This window comes from Pseudochrobactrum asaccharolyticum, assembly GCF_003314995.1.
GTDB lineage: Bacteria > Pseudomonadota > Alphaproteobacteria > Rhizobiales > Rhizobiaceae > Pseudochrobactrum > Pseudochrobactrum asaccharolyticum.
The window spans coordinates 1-18489 of sequence record NZ_QNRH01000001.1 but is presented as its reverse complement, the minus strand read 5'-3'; the positions used below and the strand labels follow the sequence as shown (position 1 = coordinate 18489).

The window sequence follows — 18489 nt, the reverse complement described above, 5'->3', positions numbered from 1 at the left end:
TCGGGAGCATTCTGCGGGATCAAAGCTGCAAACCACCAGTCAGGTTTACAGATATTTGCGTACCCGCAGTAGCATAGTAGCGGTAACGGGACGTGGGTATTTATCTGCCAATAGCGGAAATTTCGGTCAACATGCTGGTTCTTCTCGGCATGGGGGCAGCTGTTGGTTTTTTATCCGGCCTGTTCGGTGTCGGCGGCGGATTTCTCATCACGCCTTTGCTGATTTTCTATAACATTCCGCCCGCTATTGCCGTTGCTACCGGCGCTAATCAGGTGATTGCATCTTCGGTTTCAGGCGCCCTCTCGCATTTCAAGCGACGCACGCTCGACATCAAACTGGGGGTATTACTGGTTATTGGCGGTCTGGTCGGATCGCTGATCGGTATTTATCTGTTTTCCCTGTTGCGTGAACTTGGCCAGCTCGATCTGATCATCTCGCTGCTTTATGTTGTGTTGCTCGGTTCTGTCGGCGGGTTGATGGCGATTGAAAGCTGGCGCACCCTGCGGCGCAGCAAGGGCGGCACCGCACCGGATGTCCGCCGCTCCGGCCAGCATAACTGGATTCACAAAATGCCGTTTAAAGCGCGTTTTCGCGCTTCGATGATCTATGTCAGTATCATTCCGGTTCTGGCTATCGGCTTTTGTATTGGTCTGCTTTCTTCGATTATGGGTGTCGGCGGCGGCTTCATCATGGTTCCGGCGCTGATTTATCTGCTGCGCGTGCCAACCAATGTGGTTGTCGGCACCTCGCTGTTCCAGATCACATTCGTGACCGCCTTTACAACAGTTATGCAGGCTACAAACAACCATACGGTTGATATTGTTCTGGCCTTTTTGCTGATGGTCGGCGGTGTGATCGGAGCCCAATACGGTGCCCGTGCCGGCCGCAAACTGCGTGGCGAGCAATTGCGTATGCTGCTGGCACTGCTGGTGCTGGCCGTTGCACTGCGTCTGGCTTTCGGCCTGTTCATCCAGCCGGATAATCTTTTCTCCATCGGCTTTGCGGATGAGTAAGATGAAGACACCGCTCATCAAAACCCTGATCGCAACCCTGCTACTCTCGGCGCTGCTGCCACTGCAAAGCGGCAATACTGCACCGCGCAAAAAAGACCGTGGCCAAGAGACACCGCCGGTTAGTGCCATGCAGGAGCCACTGCAACTGCCGGAGACGATTGAGATCGGTCTTTCCACCGAGACAATTGCGATTGCGTCGAACTTCAACGGCACCAATCTGACAATCTTCGGCGCGCTGGATAATGCTGACCCGCTGATCCGTAGACAGGCACGTTACGATATTATCGTGGTGCTCGAAGGCCCCCAGCGCAATCTGGTAATCCGTGAAAAGTCACGTTATCTGGGTGTATGGGTGAATGCCGATTCCGAGACATTCCAATCGGTGCCGCTATCTTATTCTCTGGCATCCACGCGACCATTGCAGGACATTACGGATGAGCGCACCTATCGCCAGCTGTCACTCGGCGTCAATTATTTTTCGATGACACCGGAATATGGCACCTTAACGGATCCGAACACTATTCGCTTTGCTCAGGAATTGCGTGATCTGAAATCCCGTCAGGGAATTTACACGCAGAATGTCGGTTCTGTGGAGTTTGTCTCGCAGACCCTTTTCCGTGCGACACTCGCTCTCTCTGCCAATGTGCCTGTCGGCCGCCATAAAGCGCGCGCCCTGCTCTTCCGCCATGGCGTCTTTATTGGTGAGGCCAACAGCCATCTCAATATTGTCAAAGCCGGTCTGGAGCAGCAGATTTTTGAAGCAGCCCACCAATATAGTCTGGCTTATGGTTTGTTCGCTGTGTTTCTCGCCGGTCTGACAGGCTGGATCGGACAGTTATTATTCCGCAAGGACTAAAAACAATCAAAGTTTTTGCGCGATAAAAACATAGCCATCGAGATATTCGCCGCGATCAAGACGCAAGGCAATGTGCTGATAATCCAGCATTTCAAAACGGCTGGCCTGTAAAAGATTTTGAATATAACGGGCAGAATGCGTGAAACGTAAAGAGGGTTGTAAAATCATATCTTCACATGAACCGTCTGAATCCTGTATTTCAGGACGATCATGTGTTTCCACCGAGAAGGCAAACACCCCTCCTCTCCGAAGACATTCCGCCGCCAGTGCAAAAGCACGCTCCAGCTGACCGATATAAATAAACACATCAGCCGCGAGGATCATATCCGGTTGCGGCAGCGCATCATCTACAAGGGCTGCTCTGTTGCACAGGTTCACATCAGCTTTGATCAGCCGCGTGTAAATCTGTTTTTCTTCTGCCTTTTTCAGCATGGCTTCAGACAGATCAGCACCGCTCAGCAAGCCGCAATGCTGATAGATTTCCTCGCCCATCAGGCCGGTGCCGCACCCCAGATCCAGCACATGCTGATAGCTGCGCTCCGGAAAATGCGTGGTGATCAGTCCGGCCAATTTTTGCGGGCCGCAATATTGCAGCTTATCAACCAGTGACTCTTCAAAATCCGGCGCGTAGGCATCAAACAGAGCTTCAATATAGGCAGGAGGTGCCGCATCGGGTGTTTCGCCCAACCCGCATTGTGCGAGCTTCAGCGCCGCACCAAAACGATCTTCAGGGTCAAGTTTGAGAAGCTGGCGCCAGAGCGTTACTGCCTCTGCGGTCTCGCCGGCATTTTCATGCATTTCGCTCAGCATAAACATGCCCGCAGGCCACTGCAGAAACTGCGATTTCAGGTAATCAAGCGACTGGCGCATCAGATCAGCCGCTGCGGAATGGTCTCCCGCCTCAGACATCATGACCGCATAATGAGCGCGACGATCCGCTATCAGATCGCCGGAAGAAAAAAATGCCCGCGCCATAGTTACCGCATTTGTTGCAGAGCACGCGATATGCAGTGATACGCGGAATTTGACAAGATATTTTTTACACGATCAGCGCTTTGAAACACATTTTTCTGTGCCGATTTTATCCGGACAAAGCGTCAGGTACAGCCGGACTATTGTACGACCTTGACGCGAATTGCATAAATATCAACGCTTTTACCGGAGCCGTTAATGTCACTGGCAACGATAATACGCCCTGCGCTATTGGGAGACGACACTTCCGGAACTGCAAGATCAAACAACAGACTGCTTTGCTGATCAGTCACGTCATAGCGCTTGCGACCGCAATCGCCCAATGTGCCCAAGTCGCAACTCACAGACATTTGTACCGTGCCACCATCATCACTGCGCACCATGACTTCAAAAGTAGCCTGCTTGCCTTCGATCTGATCCAGCACACCCTGTCCGATATCAAAGCTGGCTGTGTCGTGAGCCGTCGGTGATTTAACCCGTACATAACGGGATGTGCCTGAACCGGCAATTTCCGCAGTCGCCTGCCCCTGAACCGACATACGGTTCGGCTGTGAAGGCGTAAAAATTGTGATCCAGTCTTTGCTGTCGGCTTCATTGCCCTGCATTACCGGCGCAATATTGCCGGGCAGAGAATGACTGTTATTGCTCACAGGGCCGACAGTGACAAAACTATTATAGACCGACCACCCGATAAAGCCCGCAGTCAGCAAAAATGCTAAAGGTAGCCCCAGAGACACCAGACGGGATTTTTTACGTTTTTTACGGGCAACAGGCTGGGCAATGTCCGGTTCATAGCCAAGATCAGGCTCTGCCTTTGCTTTGCCGCGGCGCTTGCGCGGAGCATCGGGCTGCGCCCGCATTTCTGTGCGATCCAGTTCCGGTACACCCAGTCCGCCATCATAGCGCGGTTCCGCGGCAAGCGGCTCTGCAACAACCGGACTGACCGGCTGGCGCATTTCCTCTTCAACCTGAGAAATTGCAGTTTTCAGCTTTTCGCGACGTTCCGCGCGCTGCTGATCCGAAAGCTGAGTATTCGCAGCCATAGCACGCTCATGCGCACTCCAAACGGATTCATAAATCCGCTGGCGCATGGCCGGATCAGATGAATCCGCTTTGGTTAAAGCGTTGCGAATAGCGCTTTCGATGCCCTGCAAAATTGTCCCTTCCTATAGCCCGTCGCATTCTCCGGCGCCGGTATTTATGCATAAAATAGCAGATATACGCATTAACTGATTTTTAAGCTTTTATAAAATCCTATCTGTCGCCAGAGAGCAAAAAGATTGTATACGATCTTAACATATTGTTCCACAAAGACTATTTGCATAAAATCCCGATTTCACAGGCTTTTGTGGTTCTTTTATGCTGTTTTCTTTCCAAAAACGTGTCGCAGCGCCTCAAAATCATAGTGCCCGCGCCAGTTTTTTAACAATCGCATATGTACGAGCGCTTAAATGAACCATCCGAACCAGAGGTAATATAACAGTCTCAAAACCCGTAGCCTGCACAGGCCGCAATAAATATCGCACATTCGTCTAGCGGCAAGGTTTTGCCATTTTAAAATCCTTACCCCCATATTTTATCCTTTGACATCACGGTATCTTTGCTACCAATATACCTTTTACGTTAACGTCAATTACGGGAATGCGAAATGGCTCTTCCAGATATTCTCAAAAATCATCTGCGCTTACCGGCAATCGGAGCACCGCTCTTTATTATTGCCAATCCGGCTCTGGTAATGGCGCAATGTAAAAGTGGAATTATCGGCGCATTTCCGGCCTTAAATGCCCGTACTCCGGCACAACTTGACGAGTGGCTGGCTGAGATCACCGAAGGGCTTCAGAGCTATAATCAACAGCATCCGGAGCAACCGGCAGCACCATTTGCGGTTAACCAGATAGTGCACCGCTCCAATTTACGTCTGCAGCAGGATTTGGAGCTCTGCATCAAGTATAAAGTGCCTGTAGTGATTTCTTCGCTCGGCGCTGTGCCGGAAGTTAATGCAGCAATCCATTCCTATGGCGGCATTGTGCTGCACGATGTGATCAACAACCGCCACGCCAATTCCGCAATTCGCAAAGGCGCCGACGGGCTGATCGCCGTAGCCGCCGGTGCCGGTGGCCATGCGGGCACACTCTCTCCTTTTGCCTTAATGGCCGAAATTCGTGAATGGTTTGACGGCCCGGTCGCCCTTTCCGGCGCTATTTCCAGCGGCAGCGCCATTCTGGCAGCACAGGCAATGGGTGCAGACCTTGCTTATATCGGCTCACCTTTTATCGCGACCAAAGAAGCCAATGCGGTGGACGCCTATAAAGAAATGATCGTGCAATCCAGCGCCAAGGACATCGTCTACTCCAACTACTTCACCGGTATTCACGGCAATTATCTGCGCCAATCGATCGAAGCAACGGGAATGGATCCCGATCATCTGCCGGAAGCAGATCCGAGCAAGATGGACTTCCAAAAAGCCACGACCGGAGCCAAAGCATGGAAAGACATCTGGGGGTGTGGTCAGGGGATCGGAGCGGTCAAAGAAATCCTGCCTGCCGGACAGTTGGTTGAACGCTGGATTGAGCAATATAAAACTGCGAAATCAGCGCTTTGCGCATCCTAAATTTACAGATCAAATGCAATTAATATAGTCACATACCTGAGAGAATATAGTTCATATACTTGTTCTTTCAGGGAAAGAATAATAAAATACAGAGCAGGTCAGAAAGCACGCTTTTTTTATTTTTGCGCCTTGCAAACAAGTCGAGATTTCGTTATCACGCGCCCGGACAGATTGCTTTATTAAAGCTCTGACCTGAGGGAATAAATGTCCCTGCCGCTTTAGCTCAGTTGGTAGAGCACATCATTCGTAATGATGGGGTCGTAGGTTCGAATCCTATAAGCGGCACCATAAAATCAATGACTTAGTATCTATGTTGACTTTATGAAATACAGCCAGCAATCAAATAGCAATCACTTTTTTGAAGTCATACCAATCCCAGCAATCAAGAGATCATTCGTGATTGCTAAGGATGCATAGTGATCATTTTAGAAATTAAAATTGCGGTGTTTGCTAATTGGCTTTTGAAGCCAGTCACTTTCGTCTTACACAAATTCAGCGTTTTGACGTATCTACTGGCTTACGCCCTGCCCTCAAGGACTTGGGCTCATCCATACCCTCCGGCAACACCACCAATAGATCCAAAACATTAACTTGCAAAGCGTCTGCCCACTTACCAGGCAAATCTATTGATGGATTGTTTGGGACGCTCAATACCGCTAGTTGCCGTCAGATCAACGTTAACATCAACCGCAAGTGTCTCTTGAGTGATACCCCGCAGCGTACATATACGTCTTAAATTCCAAGCAAATCCGGTGCGCAAATTCAAGTCACTAAACTAAACTCTATTGATCAGAATCTTGCTTCAAAAGCTCTAAGTAATTTACATCTAGGGCCATAGCTAATTCATACACAGACACCACCGTTGGATTACGGCGACCGCGCTCTAAATCACTTAAATATTGCTGACTAAAACCCGAGCGCTCAGCAACCTGTTCTTGCGTCAGGCCTTTCGCTTTACGAGCACGCCCGAAGTTATCTCCAACTAATTTACGAATATCCATACAAAAATTGATGGCACTTTACTTCGCTCAAGTTTATCAACTATAATATGTAAAATCATATATCATTAGCATACGCACACAAACGAAGAACGTTTTTTTATTCACCGCGATTGGGGTAAAAACTGTGAACCACTACACTAATGCCATGCGCCATTATGTTGACTTTGAAGGCCGCGCAAGCCGCACCCAATATTGGCTATACACCCTCACATTGTTTGGTATTACGGTCGTAGCCTTGGCGCTTGACCTTATTATTGACGACCAAAGCGCTGAGCCTGCCGCATTTTTCACCGGCATAGTCGTGCTTGCGCATTTCATACCGTCACTCGCTATCACCGCACGCCGCCTGCATGACATCGGCAAATCAGCTTGGTGGCTATTATTAATGCTTGCCCCTGGCATTGGCTCGATTGTGCTGCTGGTCTTCATGTGCACACCAACCAAAACTGGTGAAAATCGTTTCAATACACATATTGGCGAAACTCAGTCATTTGAACGCAAACCTCATTTTGAAGGCACGGAGCAAAGCTCCCTTCATCAACTTGAAAAAATCGCTTCGCTACGTGCAACAGGCGCAATTGATGAGGATGAATTTAAACAGCTGAAAGCCAACGTGCTTGCCCGCTCCTCACTATGAGACGACATGACATGGCAATGATCAGTCATAAAAAATGGCCTAAACTTCAACTTCTCAGCCTATTAGCAACAAGTCTTTACTTGGCCTTAGCGATCCCCGCCTTTGCAGATGATGGAGCCACAACAATTGCGGTTCTGATGGGCTTATTTATCATACTGCTCATCATCACTTTTATTCCAACATATGTGGCCTTTAGTAGAAACCACCCTAACCGATGGTTGATATTCATCATCAATCTGGCCTTCGGCTACACACTTGTCGGATGGTTTGTGGCTCTCATATGGGCACTGCGCTACGCTCATCAGAGTGAAGACGGTAGCAATGGCGGTGAAAGTGGTCTCAATATATTCGTCAACGACCCCAAAACCATTCGCATAGAACCTGCACTGGATAAGCCGCAGGCTCACCAGGCCCCAATCCTTCACGACAACAATGCCAATGATATTGAAACTTTAGCGCGTCTGAAAACGCTATTTAACGCGGGTGCAATTTCCTCTGAAGAATATACCGCACTCAAAACACCAATCATCAATCGCTATATTTTAGACAGGAATGCGACATGCCCACAGTTCACTTAAAGCCAATATCGCATCGTAAAAATATCAGCCGCATTGAGATTACGATAAAGAGGGCGATCAGTTTTACACTCACCGCGTTTGCTTCCACCGCAGCCCTTAGTTCACTTGCTTTTGCTAACGAAATTACATTCCAAGAAGGGTATTGGGCTGGCCAACCCATCCCAAATGATCAGGATTTTGGCTGCCACATGGCAATGATGCTTGATGATGAAACGATGCTGTCAATTTATGCAAACACCAAAGGGCGCTTCGATCTCACCTTTCGTTCTGACAAGTGGAGCATCTTGCAGGAAAAGGACGTAGAAGCTCAACTGGACTTAGATGATCAGCCAATCACATTCACCCGGGTTTACCTACTTAACCAACAGGTGATTGTGATTAGAGGCACAACACCAGCAGATAATAAGCGTTTAGAAGATCTCATACGCAAAGCCAGCGACCTAAAAGTCGCCTTTCCAAAGCTCAACTATGTTGGCCAAACTGCATTTTATGACAATAATCTCGCAGTCACAGCACTGAAGAATTGCATCAAAACAGCACAACGGCAAAGCGCTCAATAAGCGACTTCTTCTACCGTATTAACTCAGCAGGCTCCCAATGCATCATCACACATATACAGGCCTCATCGGCTTAAGTTTAGTTGCGTGTACAACAATAGCAAGCGCCGCACCTGCCTTTGATCATGAAGGCTGGACAGGCTTTGTGCGCAAAGATGACATCTACAATGGCTGCATTATGGGCAAGCATGTGACGAATGGCATATATTTTTTGATTTATGCCAATGACAGCAAAGTTTTATCCATAGGCGTCTCATCTAGCTCATTAGACAAAGAGGTCGATGAAGAAATAGCAGGAACAGTTACATTTGATGATAATGACCCGCAGCAATTAACCGGCAGCATGGTCGAACCAGACATAGCTTTATTCTCTGCCTATATTAATGAAGCAGGTTTTGAGCCGCTGTTGCGTAAAAGCAAACAAATTCGTCTTACCTATGATCATAGCAAGTTGGGTCTACCATTAAAGGGCTCCAGCCGTGCCCTAGACTTACTCTGGGATTGTGCTGGCAAAACCGCAGTGGAAGCAAAATCCCAGCTCAAACAAGACAATCAAAACCTTGTGCAGAAAGTTCTAACAGGCACTATTGGAATTGGTACATTAGATAGCGGCATTACAGGACCTGAAGGTTGGTTTGGGTTCATGACACGCTCACCTGAAGGTGACAAGATCTTTCAGACTTGTAAAATGGATGACAATTGTAAAATCACAGCTCTGGTGAATCCCGACTCTGAGTTCATACAATCGGTGATTAGCGTAGAAAAAATAGCAGCCGAAAAACCTCAGACATTCAAGCGACCAGAACCTGTGCCTTCTCAATCCGATAGATCGTCTAAGGAAGTACCATTTTTTACAAAGGGCAATTGGGGCGTAAGCATCGTTAATGGACGCGAAGGCGCTCTGTATTGTGTTAGCTGGAATTTTCCAAGCGCTCGCGCCATTCTACAACAGCCAAAAGTACAGCAAGAAATGCGCGAAGCTATCGATGCGTGCACAAAGCACATAACGGGTAATCCAGACATCTTTCAAAAGGAGTCAAAACAGTAACAATGGCTCCAATTTGCAACCGTGTATAAGCAAATAAACTCAGGCAGCGCAGTATAAAAACAATCGAGAAAACGACTTAAGATCTTGATTTATATATCTTATTTTAACTGGTGATTTGACATTTATAAAAAACTCAGCTAACCTCACCTAACAAAAGGTGAGGTTTATCATGGCTCAACACCGGCAAGCTCGCACGGTGACAAACGCTCAATTAACGAAGGCACTCAAAGCCTGCAAAACCCTCCGCCATCCCCTTCGCAACAAAATTATTATTTTACTCAGCTTTAAAGCAGGCCCAAGGGCCGGTGAAATTGCCCAGCTTGAATGGCCAATGCTCCTTAATGCCCAAGGTAAAATTGCTACTACGCTTTATTTACCTGGCAGCATAACAAAATACTGCAGAGCAAGGCGTATTCCCATACACCCCGATTTGAAAGCGGCCCTATTAAGTTTAGGCCGCACTACCGGCTTCACTGGTCCTGTCGTGCTCAGTGAACGCGGCAAGGCAATGACAGCCAAATCTGTCGTGAACTGGTTTAACCACTTGTACAAACAAGCAGGACTTGAAGGCTGCTCATCCCATTCAGGACGGCGAACGTTTGTCACACAAGCCGCGCGTTTAGTGCATAAATCAGGCGGCTCATTACGTGATGTTCAATTGCTGGCGGGACATCAGTCGATTGTAACAACACAGCGCTATATTGATGGCGACAGCGACGCACAGAGGCGACTGGTGAGACTGCTTTAACGCCACCTCTCAAAAACCTAGCCACACAAAACACCAACACATGCTCAACAACTAAAACGGAGGCATTAATGCATAACACAAAAGAACAAATAGTGAACAACAACGATACCACATCTGCAAAAACACTGCTAATCCGACAACTCAATGACCGGCTGCGCATGAAGCATGCCGGCGGTCGCATTATGCTAACAAGAGGAATTCAAATCCTTGATGCAGCTCATATCACTAACATCATGACTTCAATTGCACAGTTTTCTGACTTCAATGATCGTAATGATCCTTATGGTGAGCATGACTGTGCATCCATGGAAGTTGATAGCGTAAGCATATTATGGAAAATCGATTATTATGATGAAACGCTCACACAGCACTCCCCTGATGCCTCTGATGAAAACATCACGGTACGCATTTTAACAGTCATGTTGGTGGATGAGTACTAGTGCGTATTGACCACCTTGCCCCACCAGCCAAACCTCAAACCATGCGACCCTATAAACAAGGTGAGCTTGATGGGCTGTGCGGTCTATATGCCATTATCAACAGCATAAGGTGGTGCCTCCGTGGGCATGAGTTATCGTCAAAAGGCCAGCACTGGTGTGACCTCTTCGCGGTGTTAAACAATTATGCGGTAAAAGAGCTAGGTAATCTGAGCATCGCATCAACCGGCACCGGTCTCAATAGCATGATATGGCTTTTACGAACGGCACAAGAGCACATGATAGATGTTCACGGTGTTCATATTAGCACTCATCGCCCCTTTGCACTTAGCAAGCCAAAACAATCCGTTCAAATCACCGAAACCATCTTGAATCACCTCAACCACCCCAACAGTTCCGCCTTGCTTGCCATCTATGGCGCAGTGAACCATTGGACGGTTACCACTGAAATCACAAACAACACAGTCAAATTATTTGATAGTGATCGCTCTCAAACCATGTCAGCAACCACTCTTCAACCCGCTGATCTTGTTAGCAAAAAGCAACGACGGTCTCACATTCAACCCGGAAGCTTAATATGCCTTTCGCTTGTTGAAAAATGCGCCTTAGAATAATTTATTCAACCTATATTGACTTTCTTGTAAATTTTGAGATTATCCATCTCAAGTGAGAGCAAATACCAGTAGCTCTTACCTAGAGGTACAACGAGCCAAGCTTATGTTTGGTACAGACTGTATAATCACTTATCTGCATGGTAAGTAGCAGCGAACCTTTTAAGGCAAGCCGAAATACAGCGCTTCAACCCCTTTGTGGCATTACTGTGATGTCAGCCAGGGATGGAGTTGGTGCTTCGACTATTCTGTCAATCAAGTGGATCTTAGGATTGCTTGAAAGAATAGTCGATGTGCAACGTTGTTACCCGACGCATCGATTATTCTTTCACGCATTACGCAACGAAAGGAAAGTCGATGTCTAAAACAAATACCTCCAAATCTCAAAAGTTAGAAAAAGCCTATTTAACCCTCACTGAGCTTCTCGTGAGACGATGTGGCATGAGCTTAAGTATTCTAGCTTCAGGCAAATCATCAGCCCCCTCCCCCAGCTATCAAGCAACTGATCTGCTCAATTGCACCCAAGCAGCTGAAGTGCTTGGCCTTAGCGTTAAAACACTGGCCAACTGGCGCGTCTCGGGCCAGCACGAACTGCCGTATCGACGGATTGGCGGTGCCATTCGTTATCAGTATGCTGATCTTCAAGCATTCGCTGATAGCCATAAGCGCTTGAACACCTCCCAGAGCAAGGGAGAAGCAAAATGAGTAAAACTCACGCATTGAAAAACTATCTGCCTGTTAAGTTCGAAAGTGGGCCACAGGCAAATGATCAGCGATTAGCGACAATAAAAGCTTTGAGGAAGAGAAGGCCAACAGATCTTTCCAGAACTCACAGCATGTGGGTGGCACGTATATTAGGGAAGTGTTCCAAAGCAAGACCTTGCAAAGTGGAAGCATGCCCTAGATGCCGTAGAGTATATCGAAAATCGTTTGTCAAAGCTTTCCTAAAAAGCGAGCTGCAACACGCCATATGGACCAGAGTTTCCATCATACCTGACGGTCTTCTTTTCCCTGAAGGCGAGCTCAAAAACGCCAATCTCAAAGCCATAATAAAGCGTCTTAACAAAAACATTCAACGCTCCAATTTGGCTGACGCGATCATAATTGGCGGCATAGACATTTCACTTAACGTCTTTGAAAACGACGTACAAGGCTGGCAATTACACCTTTATTTTCTAATCAACCGCCCACTCACAAACACTCTAAAAACCAGCATTAATGATGCATTCAATAAAGGTGCGGACAAGTCCTTTAGTTTTAAAGAAATCAAATCTGACAAACAAACCCCACTCCAAAAACACATAGGTCGGGCTCTCACCTATGTGTACAAGAATGGGTTTAACCGGCGGTCTTCCTATTATGAAGCCCGTTTAAAACGTGATGGGTCACCGCGCATTAATGTCCGATCCCTACCATTAAAAGCACATCAACTTGCAGAACTCTCAAGCTGGTTAGGCAAATACAGCGTTGGTGACCGGCTATTTCTTCGCAATATTAAGCGATTACGTGCCGCACCATTGAGCATGAAATTCTCATTACAGAGCGCATTAATCAAGCAGTCCTTGTCGCCACAAAAACGAGAATGAAAAATGACAGATAACAGCAACAGGCTCAGCAGCGATGCTGCGGCATCTGCTTGAGCCATCCACGCTAATTAATAGAGTGACTAGTGGGCAACACTGCAGTGAATATTTCAAAAACTCAAAAGCGCCTGTTTAGCACTTTACACTTTACACTTCAGGAAAAATTATGTCGAAAAATCAAAATTCCCCTTTTACATTTGAACGCCTCTTCGAAACAGAAACCGAAGGGAAAGCAGTAATGCTACTCAAGTTCAAAACCCCCGACGGCGAGCTGAGATCAATATTGCTACCTTACTCGTTGCATCGCTCTCATGCCAAGTTTGTTGAGGCTCTAACTGACTACTTAGTTCCACTGCCATTTAATATGAATGAGTCCAAAGCTATCTGTGACCTCATCATGAAAGCTGGGCCGCTCATCAAGGAAACGGGTAAACTTGTTAAAAGAGCTGGTTTTTATCGCGATACGAATGGCGATCCCTTTGAGTTTGTCTTACCAGACATCACAATCACAAAATCCAAAAACCTAAAGCATATTGAAAAGCATTACGGCATTTCATATTTCGAAAGCCAAGAAGATATCTGCTGGATAAACGGGAAGATGCCCAAATGGATCAGTGGCTTAGAACAACCCTGCGAGGCATCCCCATATCTTATATTCGCTATTGCAGCCGGGCTCAGTGGTCCCGCACTGCCGTTCTTTTCATCTAAAACTGGATTAATGTTCAATTTTGCAGGAACCAGTGGCACTGGAAAAACCACATTATTAAGAGCAGCACAGTCTGTTTTCAAAGCATGCGGCAACGATGCGATAGGAACCCTTGCATCAACTAGAACGGCTTTAGAAGAACAAGCCATGCTTCATAATAATCTTATATTATGTCTAGATGAATTCGGCGCCGTCCTCGGCAGTCCGAAAAAGGCTATCGAATCTATTCTGGACCTCGCTTATTCCATCAATGAAGGAAAAGGGAAAAGCCGCTGGTCTGGCTGGAATGGAGAAAGTTCAGGACGCTGGCAAACTACAATTTTAACTACAGCGGAACATACGTTACTCAGTATATTAGGAGAGAAGAACCAACATGCGGGGGCAATGATCCGTTATATCGACATCCCTATCCCTGACATTACAAAAGGAGGAATATTTAGCCTAGCCGATAAATTAGGATTGTCAGCAGCAGAATTGATATCCAAAACCGAAACAACAATAACTGGAAATTATGGGCATGCTTTATATGAATTTGTAAAAAAACTATTATTGTCAAAGGCAGATCAAGACGACCTAGAGATACTGTGCAATGAATTTTCCAAAAAACTAAAGAAGCAATATCCCGACAGCCAAGATCGTTATAGAGAGGCATTTGGGCGTGTCTATGCGACAGGAAAACTCGCCGCTAAATACAGAATCGTGCCTTTTTCTGAGAAACAGTTATCAAAAGCATTAACAGGGATTTTCAAAAGCACGATACCATCTACCAAAGACAACCATCAGACCGCTAGCAAATACATTCAGGATCTTATTGAACTAGGTCTCGATAAAGAACGCTGCGCGATTGTTACAAAGGGAAAGACCCTAAATAATGAGAAGGGTAGTTTCGTGGCCATCAGAAAAAAATATAAAACTATCGAACATTTATTCGTAACAACAAAAGAGTACAAAAATATTATACCAGAAATTTTTTACAGAACTTTCAACAAAATACTTAAAGATAATAATGTCTTAATTAATGGAGATAACTCTGACACAAGAACAATGCTCATAGAAGGTCTCGATAGTTCAAGCATTAGACCATCCGGCTATAAATTAGATTGGGAAAAATTAAAAAATTTAAATATATAAATAATAATCTACAATCTATAAATAAATAAATAAACATATGGCAAAATCACCTTTTGCCATATGTTGATTAGATTACAGTTGATTGTAAATTTGAGTATAGGAACTGATGTGCTTACCAAAATGAGACTATTTTCAACTGGATTTTTCCATTTAAAATTTTTTGGTGGGCGAATATGTTCACCACTACAGAAGTGTAGAGAAGCCCTCAATCACATTCAATAACAAAGAAAAAACCCTACCGTAGCGGAATTTTCAATTTTCGTGAAAGATATAATGTAGATTACCACTTCACACGGAAGCCGACATTGCCTTTGAGGCTATGCCGCCACCATTATTGGTGTCAGCGCGTTGAAGTTAACCAGATCCGGTGCCTGCCGGTCAAACTATGGATGAGGACGTCGGCTGCTATAGAAGGTCAGATATCGGCCGATGCCGCTCGCGCTTCGGATACGGTTTTGTGAGTGTGAAGATAGACCTCCTCGTATTTGATCGACCGCCAAAGCCGTTCAACGATAACATTGTCGCGCCAAGCGCCTTTTCCATGCATCAAGATGGCACTCTCAGTCTTCTACGGCACGGCAGTGAAGTCAATGGGCGTGAACAGCGAACCCTGATCTGTGTTGAATATGTCAGGCTTGCCGTAACTGGCGAGTGCCTCCTCAACCGCTTCGATGCAAAAGTCTGCCTCCATCGCGATTGACAGTCGCCACAACAGAACCTTGCGGCTGAATCAATCGACGACAGCGCACAGATAGACAAAACCACGTGGCATTGGAAGAGTTCTACTCCAAAACCCGTTAAAAATAGGGAGATTACCAATGAACCGTGATGCGCAGTTAGTTAATGCAAGCGACCTGTATGGAAAGCGGCCGGATAGCTTGGCGTCTCCAAACTACAAGTGGCGTCTCCTTCCCAGTTGATGCCGATTGGCGGGTGTTCGATGCTGAACTTCGTCTTCAGTTCGTGCTCAATTTGGCTAACCACAACTCGAATATCGGCCCCCCTCCAATGTCTGCACCTGAAGCGTTGCCAGAACGCGATTGGAAGTCAGTGACCAGACATGGATGTGGCTAACATTCTGAATGCCCGAAACCGTCGTCAAAAGATGCTCCGAGATCTGCGTACTACCGGCATTGGCAGTAGCGCCTTCAATCAGAGTATGCAGCGTGTTTTGAGCAAGCTCCGATGGCCAGGAATTCTATCAACTTCTCAGTTACAAAGGGGATGTCGATCTCAAGGCAAACCTGGCAGAATGGGAGCGCTTTTATAATTTCAACAGACCGTACGGCGCACATAACGGCAAAACGCCATATGAAGCGCTCTGAGAAAAGCTATAAATTGCAACTGAGGTGTCCCGCGAGTAACTTCACCTTACAAATCTATTTCAGCCGGAGTAGCGGGGTCATTCGACCAAATTGTTTTATCCCCTTGATCAATAGCAACAAACCTGAATCGTTTAGATTCACACAGTTCAGTAGCTTTGCTCACAGCTATCTCTTTATCATCAGTTTCTAGAAATTTATGCGTCCATTCATCTGGATTATTTGACGTCCAAACAGTGTAAGTAATCATTCCATATCCCATAATTTTACTAGCTACAGGAATATTACTGCCAGATTCGTTTACTACGTCAACATTATCCTAAATGTGGATATTTACGACCAAGGATGAAAGCACGAAACAGCACACAATCGACGATTCACACATATGGCAAAAGTCACATTTTGCCATATGTTGAAATACTCCTCCCCAACAGCCAACTGCTAAAAAAATTACAAGCCGGCAGACTAAAAGCATTAAAGTATCTCTAATAAATATAACAAAAATCTACCTATTACACATATCCATTTAGTCAACTATGAATTTACTTATTATACAAAATTAGAAATAATGAGATATGAAGACTATTGATAGCTCGAAGGTCTTATTAAGTCTTCTTAGTGGTTGTGTCCATTATCCATTTAATTACCTCATGGAGGGCTTCTTTTTCAGAGCCTTTTGACAAGCGTTCTTGATAAACTTTCAGCTGTATGTCCGCAGAGCTACCCATTGCCAAAATATCCCTGCAATGCTCTATTTCTTCTTCACAACCTAGAATTTGTGCATCCTTGCAGATCATAGCGAGGGTCTTATCTAAGAAATTAGAGATTTTTTCGTCACCATCTTTCGTCACGAAAATAGTTTTCGTGCCATAGCGTTGTGCTCGCCATTTGTTTTCTAAAATCAGAGCTCTATCCACGACATCAATATCGGCGTTACAATCTTTGTTGTAAAAAAGATGATGAACGAGTGAGCGATAAAGCGCAGCGATGGCCAAAGCATCCTCTACACGTGTGCAGGAATCCGGTGCACGTAACTCCAACGTAGGGTACTTTACGGATGGGCGTATCATCCACCATAAATGTGAGGCATCTGGCATTACTCCGGCATTTACTAAACTCTCAACATAAGTCTCATATTCAGCCGTATTACCAAAGAGCTCAGGAATACCGGTGCGTGGAAGCTCATCATATGCAGCGAGCCGATATCCTTTGAGCCCTGTTTGCCGGGAATGCCAAAAAGGTGAAGATGTTGATAGCGCTAACAATAAAGGTAAGAAAGGAAGAATACGACGCATAATGTCAACTCGACGTGTAGGGTCCGGTAGCTCTACATGTACGTGCATGCCGCATAGTAGATTGCGCTCTCCAATCATCTGAAGACTATCCATCACATGGTCATAGCGTTTTTTCTCGCTTTGAACCGCATTTTGCCAATTACCCTCTGGATGGGTGCCGCATGCGAGAATAGCAAGATTATGTTCCTTGGCATAAGCAGCTAATACGCGCCGGATATACAACATCTCTGCTCTCGCTTCTTTGAAGCAATAAAGGGGGGGAGTGGCGACTTCAACCTGACTTTGTAAAAACTCTCTATCAACCCTCCCATTCGTGGCAGCATGAGCTCCTTCAAAGAGTTGATCAGGTGTGTGAATACTTATTTCGCCGGAGTTAATATTAGAAAGGAAAAACTCCTCTTCAATTCCAAAAGAAAAGGACCCTTGATCCCGATCTGCAGTTTCAAAACCACTCAGGCGGTGCAGAGCTGAAAGTGACATGGTTAATCCTCCCTTATTAAATTCCATGCGACTGCAACCACAGTTCAAGAGAACCAATCTGCCAGAGTTTGGAATGTCCTTTAGGGGTAAGAGCGGCATCTGGTTCCGCCAATAATCCATCAATATAGGACTGATTAAATAGACCTCGCGAACGAGCAACTGGTTGATTTAAAATCTCTTTGATAAATGTTAGATAATCGCCTTGGATATATTTCAAGGCTGGTACTGGAAAGTATCCTTTTGGACGATCGATAACTTCTGCCGGCAAGATTTTACGGGCGGCTTCTTTCAAAATATATTTTCCGCCATGCCCAACTTTTAATTCTGAAGGTATGCGTGCAGCGAGCTCCGCTAACTCATGGTCAAGAAACGGAACTCTTGCCTCAACCCCGAAGGCCATTGTCATATTATCAACACGCTTAACGGGATCATCAACCAACATAATGTCGGTATCAATTTGTAGCGCTTTGTTGACGGGTGAAGACGTACTTAATTTTTCAAAGTATTCCTCAACAAAAATTCTGCTATAGTCGTCGCCAATATAGTCTGGTGAAAGCGTCTTTTGCATCTCTGCATGATCTCTGTCGAAATAGAGCTGCGCATAGTCATCTAGAGGATTTTGTGAATTTTCCAGCTTAGGGTACCAATGGTATCCTCCGAAAACCTCATCCGCGCCTTGTCCACTTTGTACAACTTTAGCGGTTTTCGTAACTTGTTCTGAGAGCAAGTAAAAGCCAACAGAGTCATGGCTCATCATAGGTTCAGACATAGCCGCAACGGCTGCTGGTAATGCAGAAAGCGTTTCTTCTGGGCTCACATGAATTCGGTTGTGCTCTGTCCCATATTCCTGAGCGATAAGATCGGAGTATTTATACTCATTACCGGTAATGCCGTTAACATCAT

General features: G+C 46.0%; 19 protein-coding genes, 1 tRNA gene and 2 pseudogenes. 15 read left to right on the top strand and 7 right to left on the bottom strand.

Annotated elements, in window-relative coordinates; all coding sequences use genetic code 11:
• Nucleotides 1–131: 131 nt before the first annotated feature.
• Together DFR47_RS00110 and DFR47_RS00105 are read left to right on the top strand one after the other, a co-directional pair.
• Nucleotides 132–1013 carry a sulfite exporter TauE/SafE family protein gene (locus DFR47_RS00110; RefSeq protein WP_210207256.1) on the top strand — a complete coding sequence of 294 codons (882 nt, stop codon included), beginning with the start codon at nucleotides 132–134 and terminating at the stop codon, nucleotides 1011–1013.
• A 1-nt stretch (nucleotide 1014) separates the two neighbouring features.
• Complete coding sequence (locus tag DFR47_RS00105) at nucleotides 1015–1869, top strand: TIGR02186 family protein (protein WP_113942412.1); 855 nt, start codon at nucleotides 1015–1017, stop codon at nucleotides 1867–1869.
• A 6-nt stretch (nucleotides 1870–1875) separates the two neighbouring features.
• Here the strand turns inward: DFR47_RS00105 and DFR47_RS00100 are convergent, their stop codons facing one another.
• Nucleotides 1876–2844, bottom strand: a complete 969-nt coding sequence (locus DFR47_RS00100) for a methyltransferase domain-containing protein (protein WP_113942411.1) — start codon at nucleotides 2842–2844, stop codon at nucleotides 1876–1878.
• A 137-nt stretch (nucleotides 2845–2981) separates the two neighbouring features.
• A complete protein-coding gene (locus DFR47_RS00095; RefSeq protein ID WP_113942410.1) occupies nucleotides 2982–3995 on the bottom strand; it encodes a hypothetical protein in 1014 nt (337 codons plus the stop codon).
• A gap of 494 nt (nucleotides 3996–4489) precedes the next feature.
• On the opposite strand from DFR47_RS00095, the gene DFR47_RS00090 reads away from it, so the two are divergent.
• Both DFR47_RS00090 and DFR47_RS00085 read left to right on the top strand, forming a co-directional pair.
• Nucleotides 4490–5452: an NAD(P)H-dependent flavin oxidoreductase gene (locus tag DFR47_RS00090; protein ID WP_113942409.1), complete on the top strand. Its 963-nt coding sequence runs from the start codon at nucleotides 4490–4492 to the stop codon at nucleotides 5450–5452.
• A 212-nt stretch (nucleotides 5453–5664) separates the two neighbouring features.
• Nucleotides 5665–5740 (top strand) — tRNA-Thr (locus DFR47_RS00085).
• A gap of 494 nt (nucleotides 5741–6234) precedes the next feature.
• On the opposite strand, the gene DFR47_RS00080 is transcribed toward DFR47_RS00085, so the two are convergent.
• Entirely contained in the window at nucleotides 6235–6453 is a 219-nt protein-coding gene (locus tag DFR47_RS00080) for a helix-turn-helix domain-containing protein (RefSeq protein WP_113942408.1), read from the bottom strand.
• A 124-nt stretch (nucleotides 6454–6577) separates the two neighbouring features.
• On the opposite strand from DFR47_RS00080, the gene DFR47_RS00075 reads away from it, so the two are divergent.
• The 10 genes from DFR47_RS00075 (at nucleotide 6578) to DFR47_RS00030 (ending at nucleotide 14489) form a co-directional block, all read left to right on the top strand.
• Nucleotides 6578–7090: a DUF805 domain-containing protein gene (locus tag DFR47_RS00075; protein WP_147245462.1), complete on the top strand. Its 513-nt coding sequence runs from the start codon at nucleotides 6578–6580 to the stop codon at nucleotides 7088–7090.
• Nucleotides 7091–7101: 11 nt separating this feature from the next.
• The gene (locus tag DFR47_RS00070; RefSeq protein ID WP_170137406.1) at nucleotides 7102–7668 is read left to right on the top strand and encodes a superinfection immunity protein; all 567 of its coding nucleotides are present in this window, start codon (nucleotides 7102–7104) and stop codon (nucleotides 7666–7668) included.
• Nucleotides 7650–8228 (top strand): hypothetical protein, encoded by a 579-nt coding sequence (locus tag DFR47_RS00065; protein WP_113942405.1) that lies wholly within the window; start codon nucleotides 7650–7652, stop codon nucleotides 8226–8228. The genes DFR47_RS00070 and DFR47_RS00065 overlap by 19 nt, the downstream gene beginning before the upstream one ends.
• 37 nt (nucleotides 8229–8265) lie before the next feature.
• On the top strand, nucleotides 8266–9273 hold the full coding sequence (locus DFR47_RS00060; protein ID WP_113942404.1) for a hypothetical protein: 1008 nt from the start codon (nucleotides 8266–8268) through the stop codon (nucleotides 9271–9273).
• A 169-nt stretch (nucleotides 9274–9442) separates the two neighbouring features.
• Nucleotides 9443–10021: a tyrosine-type recombinase/integrase gene (locus DFR47_RS00055; RefSeq protein WP_113942403.1), complete on the top strand. Its 579-nt coding sequence runs from the start codon at nucleotides 9443–9445 to the stop codon at nucleotides 10019–10021.
• A gap of 68 nt (nucleotides 10022–10089) precedes the next feature.
• The gene (locus tag DFR47_RS00050) at nucleotides 10090–10461 is read left to right on the top strand and encodes a DUF3768 domain-containing protein (protein ID WP_113942402.1); all 372 of its coding nucleotides are present in this window, start codon (nucleotides 10090–10092) and stop codon (nucleotides 10459–10461) included.
• Nucleotides 10461–11072: a hypothetical protein gene (locus tag DFR47_RS00045; RefSeq protein WP_113942401.1), complete on the top strand. Its 612-nt coding sequence runs from the start codon at nucleotides 10461–10463 to the stop codon at nucleotides 11070–11072. The genes DFR47_RS00050 and DFR47_RS00045 overlap by 1 nt, the downstream gene beginning before the upstream one ends.
• 354 nt (nucleotides 11073–11426) lie before the next feature.
• Entirely contained in the window at nucleotides 11427–11774 is a 348-nt protein-coding gene (locus tag DFR47_RS00040) for a helix-turn-helix domain-containing protein (protein ID WP_170137405.1), read from the top strand.
• Nucleotides 11771–12655 (top strand): hypothetical protein, encoded by an 885-nt coding sequence (locus tag DFR47_RS00035; RefSeq protein ID WP_113942399.1) that lies wholly within the window; start codon nucleotides 11771–11773, stop codon nucleotides 12653–12655. The genes DFR47_RS00040 and DFR47_RS00035 overlap by 4 nt, the downstream gene beginning before the upstream one ends.
• A 163-nt stretch (nucleotides 12656–12818) precedes the next feature.
• A complete protein-coding gene (locus DFR47_RS00030) occupies nucleotides 12819–14489 on the top strand; it encodes a DUF927 domain-containing protein (protein ID WP_113942398.1) in 1671 nt (556 codons plus the stop codon).
• A gap of 317 nt (nucleotides 14490–14806) precedes the next feature.
• On the opposite strand, the pseudogene DFR47_RS00025 reads toward DFR47_RS00030, so the two are convergent.
• Nucleotides 14807–15267 (bottom strand): annotated as a pseudogene (locus DFR47_RS00025) (DDE-type integrase/transposase/recombinase); the annotation flags it as partial.
• 403 nt (nucleotides 15268–15670) lie between these two features.
• Here DFR47_RS00025 and DFR47_RS00020 point away from each other — a divergent pair.
• Nucleotides 15671–15814: pseudogene (locus tag DFR47_RS00020) on the top strand (IS481 family transposase); the annotation flags it as partial.
• A gap of 46 nt (nucleotides 15815–15860) precedes the next feature.
• On the opposite strand, the gene DFR47_RS00015 reads toward DFR47_RS00020, so the two are convergent.
• The 3 genes from DFR47_RS00015 to DFR47_RS00005 all read right to left on the bottom strand — a co-directional run.
• Nucleotides 15861–16061, bottom strand: a complete 201-nt coding sequence (locus tag DFR47_RS00015) for a hypothetical protein (RefSeq protein ID WP_147245461.1) — start codon at nucleotides 16059–16061, stop codon at nucleotides 15861–15863.
• Between the two features lie 355 nt (nucleotides 16062–16416).
• On the bottom strand, nucleotides 16417–17586 hold the full coding sequence (locus DFR47_RS00010; RefSeq protein WP_170137404.1) for a carboxylate-amine ligase: 1170 nt from the start codon (nucleotides 17584–17586) through the stop codon (nucleotides 16417–16419).
• Nucleotides 17587–17602: 16 nt separating this feature from the next.
• On the bottom strand, nucleotides 17603–18489 hold an 887-nt coding region (locus tag DFR47_RS00005; protein ID WP_245416386.1), incomplete at its 5' end, for an asparagine synthase-related protein.

Bases quoted from the DNA above. Each gene is read 5' to 3' on its own strand.
- DFR47_RS00110 (WP_210207256.1), top strand. From the start codon at position 132: ATGCTGGTTCTTCTCGGCATGGGGGCAGCTGTTGGTTTTTTATCCGGC.
- DFR47_RS00105 (WP_113942412.1), top strand. From the start codon at position 1,015: ATGAAGACACCGCTCATCAAAACCCTGATCGCAACCCTGCTACTCTCG.
- DFR47_RS00100 (WP_113942411.1), bottom strand. From the start codon at position 2,844: ATGGCGCGGGCATTTTTTTCTTCCGGCGATCTGATAGCGGATCGTCGC.
- DFR47_RS00090 (WP_113942409.1), top strand. From the start codon at position 4,490: ATGGCTCTTCCAGATATTCTCAAAAATCATCTGCGCTTACCGGCAATC.
- DFR47_RS00080 (WP_113942408.1), bottom strand. From the start codon at position 6,453: ATGGATATTCGTAAATTAGTTGGAGATAACTTCGGGCGTGCTCGTAAA.
- DFR47_RS00070 (WP_170137406.1), top strand. From the start codon at position 7,102: ATGGCAATGATCAGTCATAAAAAATGGCCTAAACTTCAACTTCTCAGC.
- DFR47_RS00065 (WP_113942405.1), top strand. From the start codon at position 7,650: ATGCCCACAGTTCACTTAAAGCCAATATCGCATCGTAAAAATATCAGC.
- DFR47_RS00060 (WP_113942404.1), top strand. From the start codon at position 8,266: ATGCATCATCACACATATACAGGCCTCATCGGCTTAAGTTTAGTTGCG.
- DFR47_RS00055 (WP_113942403.1), top strand. From the start codon at position 9,443: ATGGCTCAACACCGGCAAGCTCGCACGGTGACAAACGCTCAATTAACG.
- DFR47_RS00050 (WP_113942402.1), top strand. From the start codon at position 10,090: ATGCATAACACAAAAGAACAAATAGTGAACAACAACGATACCACATCT.
- DFR47_RS00040 (WP_170137405.1), top strand. From the start codon at position 11,427: ATGTCTAAAACAAATACCTCCAAATCTCAAAAGTTAGAAAAAGCCTAT.
- DFR47_RS00035 (WP_113942399.1), top strand. From the start codon at position 11,771: ATGAGTAAAACTCACGCATTGAAAAACTATCTGCCTGTTAAGTTCGAA.
- DFR47_RS00030 (WP_113942398.1), top strand. From the start codon at position 12,819: ATGTCGAAAAATCAAAATTCCCCTTTTACATTTGAACGCCTCTTCGAA.
- DFR47_RS00015 (WP_147245461.1), bottom strand. From the start codon at position 16,061: ATGATTACTTACACTGTTTGGACGTCAAATAATCCAGATGAATGGACG.
- DFR47_RS00010 (WP_170137404.1), bottom strand. From the start codon at position 17,586: ATGTCACTTTCAGCTCTGCACCGCCTGAGTGGTTTTGAAACTGCAGAT.